The following is an 11,427-nucleotide window of genomic DNA, read 5'->3' as shown; positions in this document are numbered from 1 at the left end:
CCGGTCCGGCGGTCATTGCTCCGGGCCAGTCATATTATGCTCCGCTTCAGCAGCAGCGGCAGCATCTGCCCCCCGGCCGGCACAGATCGCTTCCACCAGCTCCCGGTGGCTGCTACCCACAGTTTCAGGATCAAAACTCTGATTAGAAACCGAGATATAACTGAGCAACTGATTTTCAATCAGTTGATACTGTTTTGCCAGACGGCCGTGCCCGGACAAATCAATAATGGTTTTGTGCAGAGCCAGATCCGCCCGGGTAATCGCGCTGAAGTCATCTCCGGCACAGCATTCCAGCAGATGCGAATAGGCCTCCTGTAACCGTCCAGCACCGGCAGCAGTAATATGTTCTGCAGCCAGCCGGGCAGCCATACTTTCCAGTGAGGAACGCAACGTTGAAAGCTCCCAGAGATCCTGCTCTGTCAGCTGTGAGACCGACCAACCCGCATAGGGCACCTGGGTAATCAGGCTCTCCGAGCCAAGCTGATGCAGGGCAATCCGGATGGTTCCCCGGGACAAACCGTATTCTTTGGCCAGCGTCGTCTCCACCAGCCGGGTGCCGGGTGTCAGCTCACCGTTAATAATGTCTTCGCGGATCAGATCAGCCGCCTGATCTTCCAGACTCCGCTTATTGATAAGTGCCGACTTATTCATCCAAGATATTCCTGCCATCGATTGTCCGACAATCTTACCTGAACAACTCATCAGTGCGTAGCCTGTACGGAACCAACGGCCAGCCACAAAAAAAGCAGCCGGGGCTGCTTTTTCAGAAGTTGTCTGGTGAAACCAAAAGCAGGTTATTCCTCAAACGTACTTTTCGTCAGGTTTATTCAGTTATAGTCCGGTAAGTTAAACGCCTTACGATAGCCAAACAGCGCCTGACTGCCGCCGGTATGCAGGAACACAATGTTGTCAGCTCCGGCAAAATGGCCCTGACGGATCAGATCAATAAAGCCCGCAGCGCCTTTCGCGGAGTAAACCGGGTCCAGCAAAATGGATTCATGCTGCGCAAACAACTCTATTGCTTCAATGCCGCTGGCGGTCGGAATGCCATACCCTTCACCGACGTAATCACAGTTAGCCATAACATCTTCACGCTTAACCGCGCCGGGAATATTCAGATATTCAGCGGTTGCCTGTGCCAGCTTAAACACGTTGCCTTCCTGAGTTTCCTGCGGTGCACGAACGCCGATGCCCAGTACCGGAATCTGGCTGTTGGTTGCCGCCATGCCTGTTACCAGACCCGCCTGGGTACCGGCACTGCCGGTCGCGTGTACCAGATGATCAATTTTCAGCTGCATGTCGTTTGCCTGAGTCAGCAACTCAATGGCTGCATTCACATACCCCAGTGCACCAACAGCATTCGAACCGCCACCCGGTACGATATAAGGCTTCTTGCCTTTTGCCCTGAGTTCGGTGGCCAGCGCTTCCATGGCTGCATTCATGTCAGTGGCCGCCGGGAACTTGCTCAGTGATGCGCCAAACAGCTGATCCAGCATCACGTTACCGTTATAGTTGTAATCCACATCTTCACTGCCGGTACGGTCTTCCAGCAGAATATGACATTCCATGCCCAGTTTAGCGGCTATCGCGGCGGTCTGGCGGGCATGGTTTGACTGGGTTGCCCCCTGTGTGATGATCGTATCAGCCTGTTCTGCAACCGCTTCACCCATCAGAAATTCAAGCTTACGGGTTTTATTACCCCCACCGGCCAGGCCGGTGCAGTCATCCCGCTTGATCCACAGGTTAGGCCCCCCGAGCAATTTGGTCAGATTTGGCATAGGCTCCAGCGGGGTGGCCAGGTGTGCAAACTGTAAACGTGGGAATCGGGATAGGTGCATCTGAATACTCCGGTCTGAAATAATGAATCAGCGCTGCAAACATGTCTGGCTGAGTGTGCGGATATATTAGAAGCAGCCCTGAAGCCTTGACCAATGCTGTTTTTTGTATACTTTGGTACTTTTCTGCACATTCTTTTTTAACCCGCCAGGAGAGCGGTCATGGAATTAAAATGGCTGGAAGACTTTCTGGCACTGGTCGAATTCGGCAAATTTGCCAAAGCCGCTGAATACCGCTGCGTCACTCAGCCGGCATTTGGCCGCCGTATCCGCAGTCTGGAGAACTGGCTGGGGGTTGAACTGGTCGATCGTCAGCAATATCCCACGGCGCTGACCACCAGCGGGGAAGAGTTTGTGCCGCAAGCGCGCCGCTGGGTCGACGACTTTTACACCACCCGGGCACAGTTACGCAGCCGGGAAGCGGGGAATAAACGGGTCATTTTTGCTGCGCAGCATTCCCTTACCGCCGCCTTCTTCCCGGAATGGATGAAAACCCTGGGTCCCTTACCTGAGGAGGCCCACATCCGGCTGGATGCCCATAACCTGCATGATTGCCTGGATACTCTGTTATCCGGGCAGTGTGATTTTCTGCTCTGTTATCACTCCGCCCATATTTTCCCCCAGCTGGAAGGTGAGGCCATCCTCAGCCAGCAGGTCGGTGAAGACCGGTTAATTCCGGTATCAGCCCCGGATGCCCGGGGTAACCCGCTGCACTCTCCGGAGCACGCCGAACCGGTGGCCTTGCTGAACTATCCGGAAGAATCCTTCTTTGGCCGCCTGATCCAGCGGGACTGTCTGCCGGGTATGAATGTCCGTTTACAGTATGAAAATGCATTGGTTGAAGGCTTAAAAGCCCTGACTCTGTGCGGCAACGGCATGGCATGGCTGCCTGAAAAAGTCATCGCCAGTGAGTTAAAGCAGGGCAGCCTTGTTCAGATTAAACAGCAAATACCGGCACTGACCCTGAAAATCATGCTTTACCGGAGCGACAGTGCAGAACAGCCACTGGTTGATGACATCTGGCAGCAAGTGCTGTCTCAGTGTGCCGTTACAGATACCTGAGTCAGCCACCGGCCATTTCCAGTGTCGTCTCCCTGACCGCTTTTTCCCGGGGGGACGCCGCCGCATGATGGTTGTAAAGCCGGATATCAAACTGAATATCCCAGTGTTCATCACCGGCCCGGCATAGCCGTCCATCCTGAAGTTCTGTCGTGATGGAAGACAGTGGCAGCCAGGCAAACCCCAGGCCTTCCAGCGCCATGGACTTCAGGGTATGGGAGAAGGCATTTTCATACCGGCGCGATAAATACCCGGTATGAGATTTACCCTGCAGCAGCTGGTCAACCGCCTTGCCGAAAATCGAATCATGGGTGTACGCCACAAAAGGCACCGGTTCACTGATTTCGCCGGGTAGCTGAAAAACCGCCCGGTTGTCATCGCCGACGGCAGAAACAGGAATCAGCGTGTCAGTGCCGACTGTGATGTAGGTAAATTTCTGATCATCAATGGGTAAACTGATGGCAGGGTGCGCATAGCAGAACATGTAATTCACATGTCCCTGGGTAAGCAGATCAATACAGTCGCTGAGCTTTTCAGAGATAAGCCGAACATAAACCGACTCCAGCCTTGTTTCCAGCCGTTTCACCCAGTTCAGAAAAAACGTCTGAGCGATTGAGTTCTGAGCGGCGACCGTAATCTCGTTGTCACCGCTGGCCCCCAACGCTCTGACGGCCTCCCGGGCATTATAGAGACGGCGCAATATGGCCTCTGCCTCCGGTACAAATGCTTCCCCCTGCGGCGTCAGGGCAAAGCCGGTACCGTCCCGGTTTATCAGTGGGGTACCCAGCCATTCTTCCAGCGCTTTAATACGCCGGCTGAGCGCTGACTGCGTCACATGCCGCTGTCGCGAAGCAGCCGTAAAATTCTGCAACGTTGCCAGACTTACGAAGTCTTCAAGAAGTTTAATATCCACCGTTCTACTGCCTCTGTGTGACTCTCCCGGTGTCAGTACCATGCCTCAGGCATGTTTGCCGCGCAACCTGCGCCGGGCAGATGGTGCCTTTTCATGCCCCCGATGTCGCCAACGTAACATACTGATAGTTAGTGTTTTTTAATCACACACAACTATCCAGTAGCGATTTTTTGCCCACCTCCGGTTAGCCCTGCAATCTGTCCGGACTTTGCAAATTCGGAATAGCAGCAGTCCAAATGAGCATTGGCCAAGCAGAAAAAAAATATCGAATACTGATAGGCATACGCCAGTGACGTTCTTCAGTCTGCGCGTGTGAAGCGTTAACAATAAAAATAATCAGGAGGTTCATCAGATGAACGCCAAGTCTTTACGAAAAAGTGTGATCGCCGGTGCCGTTATGCTCGCCGTGTCCGGTGGAATGGTCGAGGCAAAAGAAACCATCCGTTTGTCGACTTACGTGAATGAGTCAGACATCCGTTATGACGGTTTCAAAAAATTTGCCGAACTTGCCAGTGAGAAATCCGGAGGCGATCTGGATGTGCAGATTTTCCCTTCTTCCACCTTGCATGGCTGGAGTGAAGGTGTTGATTCCGTACAGGGCGGCGTCTCGGATGTCAGCTGGATTCCTGCGGATAAACGCCTTGGCTGCTACCGGGTTACGTCACTGTATCCGGTTGCTGTCAGTCTGGAAAATCAGGTAGATCTGGATGCGGAATATGCCAACCTGATGCGTGACGAGGCAGCAAAAGTCGGCCTCGTTCCGCTGATCAATTCTAACTATTCCTACGATCAGGAATGGTGGTTTGAAGAACCCGTTGAATCCCTGAATAACCTGGATGGCAAGCTGGTACGCTCCATCGGTCCGCTGGTCAGCAGCATGATCGAAGCCTGGGGCGGGCAACCGGTCTTTGTGGCACCCCGCGAGGTTTTCCAGTCAGCAGAACGGGGCGTTGTAGATGGCATCAATATGGGAGTTGCCACCTACAGTTCCTGGAAACTGTGGAACGTCATGCCGTACATGGTTAACGCCAATCTGTTCTACGGCAACATCATGTACATGATGAATAAAGACAAATTCGACAGCCTGAGCCCGGCCAATCAGGAAGCCCTGCTGGCAGCGGCCAGCGAAGCAGAAGCCTGGCTCAAACCCCGGTATGAAGACTGGGTTGATCAGCGGGTGGGAAATGCCGTCATGAAAGGGCAGGGGGCCGCCGTCAGCGTCTCTCAGGAACAGCGTCATAATCTCATCAACAGCGTTCAGGCAAGCTGGAACGCGCAGGTAGATGCCGAGTGCGGTCAGCCAATGGCTGACAAAGTCAGAGCGCTTTTTGCGAAGCACGCTAACTGAGTAAACGGCTAACCGGAGTGGAGTTCTTGCCATGCAACAGTCATATATTGCGGGTCTTGAGCGGCTTGCAAAAATTTTATTATACAGCGGCGCAGCACTCGTCATTGTACAGGCGTTCTGGATAAGTTACGGGGTCTTTGTACGCTACGTACTGAATCAGCCAGACCGGATGGTCACCGAAGCCACTGCGCTGATGCTGGTGCCAGTGGCATTTTTCGGGCTGGCCTATGCGCTGAGCGTCGATGCCTACCCTAAAGTCACGCTGCTGCGTGATGCGCTGCCAAAGCAGGCACAACGCATCATCGACCGGCTGAACCTGCTGGTCATGGTGCTGATCGGGGCCTTCTTCAGCATTGCAGCCAGTGAAGCTGCATACCGTGCATTCCACTCCGGCGCCGCCTCTGAAATTTTACTCTGGCCAAGATTTTACTTCTGGGTGCCGGTCGCCGTGTCATTACTGAGCTTTACCTTACTGGCAGTGACCCGTTTGCTGGTCTACAGACACCCGGATGATCTTGCGCACACAACACAGGAGACCGAATAATGGAATGGTATACCGTTGGTTTGGGTTTGCTGGGATTACTGGTGTTATTTATCGCAATCGGCTTACCGATCCCGTTTGCGCTGGCGGCAGCATCAATTCCTTTTTTATTAAGTATCCAGAGCTTATCAACATCACTGATCACGGCGGAGCTCAAACTCTGGGGGGTATGGGTGGACTATATTCTCCTGGCCGTGCCCTTATTTGTCTTTCTGGGAGAACTCATAGGACGATCGGCCATCGGTCCGAACCTGTTCTGGTTTATGCACAGTAAAGTACCGGTTAAAGGCGCAGCGGCTTTTGGCAGTATCGGTGCCTGTGCCGGCTTCGGTGCAGTATGTGGCTCAAGCATGGTCGGATCACTTACCATTGGCGGAGTCGCCCTGCCGGAAATGCTGAAACTCGGCTACGGAAAACGCCTGTCCAGCGGTGTACTGGCTGCCGGCGGCACGCTGAGCGTGTTAATTCCGCCCAGCCTGATCCTGTTGTTTTACGGCATTGTTACCGACCAGTCCATCGGTGAGCTGTTCATCGCCGGGATCATCCCGGGTGTCATTCTGGTGTCCTTCTTTGTCTGCATCGTCGCCATCTGGGGCTGGCTGCAACCCCGGGATATTCCCTCACAGGATGACAGTAATCCGATTCCCTGGGGGCTGGCGCTGAGCGCTGTCATTCCGGTCATTATTATCGGCCTGATCATCACGGTGTCGATTTACACCGGCATCGCCACGCCGACGGAAGCTGCCGCGGTATCCTGTGTTGCCACGCTGATCCTTGCCTTCACCGTTGGCGGGCTGAATTTCAGCGGCTTTCTGGAAGCCCTTAAAGCCACCATGAAAACCATGGGATATCTGGGACTGTTACTGTCTGCCGGCGTGCTGTTCGGCTTTGTCATGACCTACTACCGGGTTCCCCAGCAATTTACCAACCTGTTCATTGCCATGGAGCTTTCGCCTTATCTGGTGCTGTTCGTCATCATTATTTTTTACATCATTCTCGGTATGTTTCTGGAACCGGTGTCGATGACATTTATCACCTTACCAACGCTGTATCCGCTGGTCTCAGCGGCAGGCTTTGATCTTATCTGGTTCGGTGTCATCTATACCATCACCATGGAAGTAGCCGTACTAACACCGCCGGTGGGGCTCAATCTCTATGTCATTCAGGCTCTGGCACGCAAACAAATCACCATCGGGGACGTGATGATCGGCTGCCTGCCCTTTATCGGGGCACTGGTGGTACTGCTCGGACTGATGGTCTGGTTCCCGGAAATTGCCCTGTGGCTGCCGGACATCATGGATTAGGAGAAAAATTATGGGCTGTATCCGCATAGGTAAGGGTGCTGCATTAGTATTTGTACACGGCTTTCTCAGTGGCCTTTCTTACTGGGAAAAACAGATAGAAGGGCTGAGTAACCATTTTGAAGTCATTGCCATAGATTTACCCGGTTACGGGGGGGAAACCGAAGTAACCGGTTGCAACAAGGTGGCAGATTTTGCCGACGCCGTACTGGCCCGCCTTGACGCGATCGGAGTCAGCAGTTTCCATCTGGTGGGCCATTCAATGGGGGGCATGATTGCGCAGGAAATTGCCTTAAAAGCCCCCCAGCGGGTTAACCGGCTGATCCTGTACGGCACAGGCCCGATAGGCAGCCTGCCCGGGCGCTTTGAACCCCTGGAAACATCAAGGGTGAAGGTGTTGCAGGACGGCACCGGCGAAGCAAAAGCCTATACGGTTGAAAGCTGGTTTGTGAAAGGCCGGCAAGACCCGAACTATCCGGCCGGTATGGAGCTGGCCAGACAGGTTTCCCTGCAGTCTTATGTTAATGCATTGCAGGCAATGAATGACTGGAGCTCAGTGGAACGGCTGGATCAGATCAGTGCGCCCACGCTGGTAGTATGGGGCGACAAAGATCAAAGTTATATCTGGTTGCAACCCCATACCCTGTGGGAAAACATTGATAACACGGACCTGGCGGTATTACCCGGGTGCTCACATAACGCGCACCTGGAAAAACCCGAACTGTTTAATCAGATTGTCAGAGACTTTCTCAGCAAAGATAAACCGCTCACCTGAGTATCAGACTTACGCCCGCAGCCCGCGGCTTCCGGCATAAAAAAAGCAGCCTGCGGGCTGCTTTTTTGTATTCTGAACCGTTATCCGGCGATCAACTGCGTCCCGGCTCATCAATCAGCAGCATACTTTCTTCGGCAAAACCAAAACCGGCTTCAGTAAAGAAGTTAAACACTTTATCAATGCCAGCATCCTGCAGTTGCTGGTGTTCATCCTGATAGCGGGCAATCGCGGCTACCTTGCCTTCAAAATGACAGTGCTTAAGCTGCAGCACAATGTTACGGCTGTCTTCAATGGACGGCAGCGCCAGTAAAACCAGCTTCACCCGGGACAGATTCAGCTGTTCCCAGAAGTCCGCATCCTCACCATCACCGGGGCAGACTTTCATGCCTTCCTTACGCATCCGGCTTACCCGGGTGCGGTCGGCATCAATCCCCCAGACCCGGTCACCGGCCATGCTATGCAGTGCGTGATAGGCACCGGAACCCACCCGGCCCAGGCCAATCACCAGAATCTCTGCTTCTTCCGGCTGCACCATGACATCAACTTTTAACCGGTCCGGCGTTTCATAGCGCTTGATAAGATCTTTCTTCTGGCTATAAATCTCGTGGGCACGTTTATAGATGGTGCTGGTGAAGATGAAGGAAATAGATACCATCAGGGAGATGATCACCAGCCACTGTTCCGTAATCCAGCCGGTATCCACCGCCAGCGCCGCTACGATCAGGCCGAATTCACTGACATTACTCAGGGTCAGGGCACCCAGATACGCGGTACGTCCGCGCAGCTTCAAACGGGTAAACAGCGCAAAGAACAGGAAGAACTTCAGCGGCAGCAATACCGCCAGCAGCAGGGCCGTAAAGAACATCGGCCAGTCAGGCAGGGCGGTGAAACCGATCGATAAAAAGAAACCGATCAGGAATAAGTCTTTGAAGTTAAGCAGAGTCTTCGAAAGCTCTGTGGCTTTCGGGCTGCTGCTGAGCAGGGCACCGACAATCAGCGCCCCCAGGTCGCCTTTAATGCCCACCAGCTCAAACAGTTCATAACCGCCCAGCGCCATAAAGAAACCGGCCAGTGGCAGTAATTCACCGTGACCTGATTTACTGAGTAACAGATCGAACAGCGGCCGTAAAAACACCAGTGCGATCAAACCGAAGGCCCAGATAGTCGGCTCTTTACCGGTAGCAACTGCCATAAAGAGTACCGCCACCAGATCCTGCATGACCAATACACCGATCGCCAGTTTGCCGTGGCGGGTCTTCATTTCGCCGCTTTCTTCGAGCAGCTTGACCACACACACGGTACTGCTGAAGCTCAGCAGGAAAGCCAGTAACGCGGCACTCTGCCAGGTAAGGTCAGAAAAGAAAGGCAGGGCCACAGCCCCCAGCCCCAGCGCGATCCCAAAGAACAGCACAATCCAGATGCCCATATGGGATAAGGCACCCACCCAGACTTCCGCTTTTAACAAGCTGCGGATATCCAGTTTCAGGCCGATGGTAAACAGCATCAGGGTGATCCCCAGATCCGCCAGGGTATTCAGGGTGTCATCCGGTGTTACGCCGGCGAAATGCAGCACGAAGCCGGCCAGCAGGTAGCCGATCAGAGGGGGCAGAGAAATTAATTTCATGCCCAGACCACAAACAAACGCGAATAAAATCCAAATAAAATCCATGCTGTCCCGCTGTGTTTATCAGTTACTGGTGATTAATGTTACGTACTACAGATGACAGTTTGCCTGACATTGCTGCCAATTCAGATAGCTTCCAGCGGCAACTGCGTGGAATTTTTTACCTCGGTCATGGCAATGTTGCTCTGTGCTTCCTGAATATGAGGCAGCTGTAACAGCCGGCTACGCAAAAACTGCTCGTAGGATGAAATATCCCGGGAAACCACCCGCAGGGTGTAATCCATGCCACCGGAGATGGTCCAGCATTCCAGCACTTCCGGAAAGCTGACAATGGCTTCTTCAAACTCATTCAGCATGTTCCAGCCATGGGCAGAGAGCTTGATATTGACGAATACCACCAGACTGAGCCCCAGTTTCTGCCGGTCCAGCAGGGCCACCCGGTGCTTGATATAGCCATCTTCCTGCAACCGGTTAATCCGCCGCCAGCAGGGCGACTGAGACAGGTTTACCTTCTCCGCCAGTTCAGACGCAGAGAGGTTGGCGTCCTGTTGCAGCCATTTCAGAATCTGCCGGTCTGTATTATCCAAACTTATTGTCATTGGAAAATTCTTTATCTGCTATTTAACAATATAAAGAATATTTTATGCGCAGGAAGGTCATTTAGCGACAGCTATACGCCATAGCAAGTCACTAAACTGAGCAATCAAGAAAAGAAAGCAGGAAAAAGCATGGAAAAGAAGAGAAAAGCGGGCAGCCGGGCTGCCCGCTGAAGTAATGATTTATGACTGCAGCGCGAAGAACTGGTCCAGTAAGACAAAGAACGCCTCTGTCTCAGCCGCCGTATTGTAATGCATACAGCCAACCCGAATGACGCCGCCATCCGTCAGGCCCAGTTGCTCGTACAGCCCCTGAGCGTAAAAATTACCGTCCCAGATACAGACATGGTTCGCACCAAAAAACTCGGATACGGCGCGGGGTTCCGTATTATGAATCCGGAACGCGAATGTCGGCGTTCTTGCATCGCAGGCTGCCACATCCTTAATGCCAAAAATCCGTACCTGGGGATAGGCCGACAGCCGGCTGAGAAACTGCGCACTGAGCATCTGTTCGTGACGGACGATCTTGCGGTAACTTTCCGTCAGTTGCTCACGGCGGCTAAGACGGACATCACCCGCCAGCGATGCCAGGTAATCCACCGCGGCAATAAAACCCGCCAGTGCTTCATAGTTCTGGGTACCGGTTTCCCAGCGGTTCGGATTAATGTCTTTAGCCGGCGCCACTTTATAGGGCCGTAACTGTTCCAGTACGGCTTGTCTGGCAAACAATACTCCCAGATGAGGGCCGAAATACTTATACGCCGAGGTCACCAGAAAATCACACCCCAGCGCCTGAACATCGATCAGTTGATGGGGCGCATAATGCACCGCATCGATATACACCAGTGCATCACTGCCGGCTTTTACGGCACGGATCACCCGCCGCATATCAACAATGGAACCTGTGGTATTAGACGCATAAGTGCAGGCCACCAGACGGGTTTTGCTGCTGATCAGACGCTGTAAATGGTCATAATCCAGAGTGCAGTCCGCCTCATTCACCTGAACCTGATGCACCACCACGCCTTTTTCTTCCGCCGCCAATACCCAGGGCGATACGTTTGAATAGTGATCCAGCGCCGTCACAATGATCTCATCACCCGGCTGCCAGTCACGGGCAATCACACGGCTGAAACTGAATGTCAGGGTGGTGGCATTGGCACCGAAAATAATCTCTTCGGCACTGCCGGCGTTATAGAAATCAGCCCCGGCCTGACGGGCGTCCGCCATCAGCTCTGTGGTTTTATGGCTGGAAAAATAGGCGCCGCCAAGGTTGGCGTTGTAGCGTCCCAGATAGGCGGTCATGGCATCCAGCACCTGCTGGCTGACCTGTGCACCACCGGGGCCGTCAAAAAACACCGGCGTCTGGCCGTTTACTTGCTGTTGCAGGGCGGGAAACTGTGCCCGCAGCTGCTCAACATCTAAGTGCGTCATT

At 53.4% G+C, this 11,427-nt stretch carries 11 protein-coding genes; 5 read left to right on the top strand and 6 right to left on the bottom strand.

The genetic code is table 11. The features are described from left to right. Positions 1-12 precede the first annotated feature (12 nt). Positions 13-651, bottom strand: a complete 639-nt coding sequence (locus tag PCI15_RS00105; protein ID WP_271272338.1) for a GntR family transcriptional regulator — start codon at positions 649-651, stop codon at positions 13-15. 176 nt (positions 652-827) lie between these two features. Next, positions 828-1,838, bottom strand: coding sequence for a D-cysteate sulfo-lyase (cuyA, locus tag PCI15_RS00100; RefSeq protein ID WP_271272337.1), 1,011 nt, complete (start codon positions 1,836-1,838; stop codon positions 828-830). Between the two features lie 159 nt (positions 1,839-1,997). Here cuyA and PCI15_RS00095 point away from each other — a divergent pair, with 159 nt between their 5' ends. After that, complete coding sequence (locus PCI15_RS00095) at positions 1,998-2,897, top strand: LysR substrate-binding domain-containing protein (RefSeq protein ID WP_271272336.1); 900 nt, start codon at positions 1,998-2,000, stop codon at positions 2,895-2,897. Between the two features lies 1 nt (position 2,898). Here PCI15_RS00095 and PCI15_RS00090 read toward each other — a convergent pair whose 3' ends face one another. Continuing rightward, positions 2,899-3,807, bottom strand: a complete 909-nt coding sequence (locus tag PCI15_RS00090; protein ID WP_271272335.1) for a LysR family transcriptional regulator — start codon at positions 3,805-3,807, stop codon at positions 2,899-2,901. A 352-nt stretch (positions 3,808-4,159) separates the two neighbouring features. On the opposite strand from PCI15_RS00090, the gene dctP reads away from it, so the two are divergent. From dctP to PCI15_RS00070, 4 genes are read left to right on the top strand one after another with little or no spacing between them, the layout of a single operon-like run. Next, a complete protein-coding gene (gene dctP, locus PCI15_RS00085; protein ID WP_271272334.1) occupies positions 4,160-5,155 on the top strand; it encodes a TRAP transporter substrate-binding protein DctP in 996 nt (331 codons plus the stop codon). Positions 5,156-5,186: 31 nt separating this feature from the next. Next, positions 5,187-5,699: a TRAP transporter small permease gene (locus PCI15_RS00080; RefSeq protein WP_271272333.1), complete on the top strand. Its 513-nt coding sequence runs from the start codon at positions 5,187-5,189 to the stop codon at positions 5,697-5,699. Next, positions 5,699-7,000 (top strand): TRAP transporter large permease, encoded by a 1,302-nt coding sequence (locus PCI15_RS00075; RefSeq protein ID WP_271272332.1) that lies wholly within the window; start codon positions 5,699-5,701, stop codon positions 6,998-7,000. The genes PCI15_RS00080 and PCI15_RS00075 overlap by 1 nt, the downstream gene beginning before the upstream one ends. A gap of 10 nt (positions 7,001-7,010) precedes the next feature. Then, the gene (locus PCI15_RS00070; RefSeq protein ID WP_271272331.1) at positions 7,011-7,772 is read left to right on the top strand and encodes an alpha/beta fold hydrolase; all 762 of its coding nucleotides are present in this window, start codon (positions 7,011-7,013) and stop codon (positions 7,770-7,772) included. A gap of 91 nt (positions 7,773-7,863) precedes the next feature. Here the strand turns inward: PCI15_RS00070 and PCI15_RS00065 are convergent, their stop codons facing one another. The 3 genes from PCI15_RS00065 to PCI15_RS00055 all read right to left on the bottom strand — a co-directional run bounded on the left by PCI15_RS00065 (position 7,864) and on the right by PCI15_RS00055 (position 11,426). Next, entirely contained in the window at positions 7,864-9,441 is a 1,578-nt protein-coding gene (locus tag PCI15_RS00065; protein WP_271272330.1) for a cation:proton antiporter domain-containing protein, read from the bottom strand. An 80-nt stretch (positions 9,442-9,521) separates the two neighbouring features. After that, positions 9,522-9,995: an Lrp/AsnC family transcriptional regulator gene (locus tag PCI15_RS00060; RefSeq protein ID WP_271272329.1), complete on the bottom strand. Its 474-nt coding sequence runs from the start codon at positions 9,993-9,995 to the stop codon at positions 9,522-9,524. A 180-nt stretch (positions 9,996-10,175) separates the two neighbouring features. Then, on the bottom strand, positions 10,176-11,426 hold the full coding sequence (locus tag PCI15_RS00055; RefSeq protein WP_271272328.1) for a cysteine desulfurase-like protein: 1,251 nt from the start codon (positions 11,424-11,426) through the stop codon (positions 10,176-10,178). Between the last annotated feature and the right edge of the window lies 1 nt (position 11,427).

Source organism: Aliamphritea hakodatensis (genome assembly GCF_024347195.1).
GTDB lineage: Bacteria > Pseudomonadota > Gammaproteobacteria > Pseudomonadales > Balneatricaceae > Amphritea > Amphritea hakodatensis.
This window is presented reverse-complemented; position numbering and strand designations above follow the sequence as displayed.

What these genes read in the sequence shown, in the direction of transcription:
- PCI15_RS00105 (WP_271272338.1), bottom strand. Translation starts at nt 651, where the DNA reads ATGAATAAGTCGGCACTTATCAATAAGCGGAGTCTGGAAGATCAGGCG.
- cuyA (WP_271272337.1), bottom strand. Translation starts at nt 1,838, where the DNA reads ATGCACCTATCCCGATTCCCACGTTTACAGTTTGCACACCTGGCCACC.
- PCI15_RS00095 (WP_271272336.1), top strand. Translation starts at nt 1,998, where the DNA reads ATGGAATTAAAATGGCTGGAAGACTTTCTGGCACTGGTCGAATTCGGC.
- dctP (WP_271272334.1), top strand. Translation starts at nt 4,160, where the DNA reads ATGAACGCCAAGTCTTTACGAAAAAGTGTGATCGCCGGTGCCGTTATG.
- PCI15_RS00080 (WP_271272333.1), top strand. Translation starts at nt 5,187, where the DNA reads ATGCAACAGTCATATATTGCGGGTCTTGAGCGGCTTGCAAAAATTTTA.
- PCI15_RS00075 (WP_271272332.1), top strand. Translation starts at nt 5,699, where the DNA reads ATGGAATGGTATACCGTTGGTTTGGGTTTGCTGGGATTACTGGTGTTA.
- PCI15_RS00070 (WP_271272331.1), top strand. Translation starts at nt 7,011, where the DNA reads ATGGGCTGTATCCGCATAGGTAAGGGTGCTGCATTAGTATTTGTACAC.
- PCI15_RS00065 (WP_271272330.1), bottom strand. Translation starts at nt 9,441, where the DNA reads ATGGATTTTATTTGGATTTTATTCGCGTTTGTTTGTGGTCTGGGCATG.
- PCI15_RS00060 (WP_271272329.1), bottom strand. Translation starts at nt 9,995, where the DNA reads ATGACAATAAGTTTGGATAATACAGACCGGCAGATTCTGAAATGGCTG.
- PCI15_RS00055 (WP_271272328.1), bottom strand. Translation starts at nt 11,426, where the DNA reads ATGACGCACTTAGATGTTGAGCAGCTGCGGGCACAGTTTCCCGCCCTG.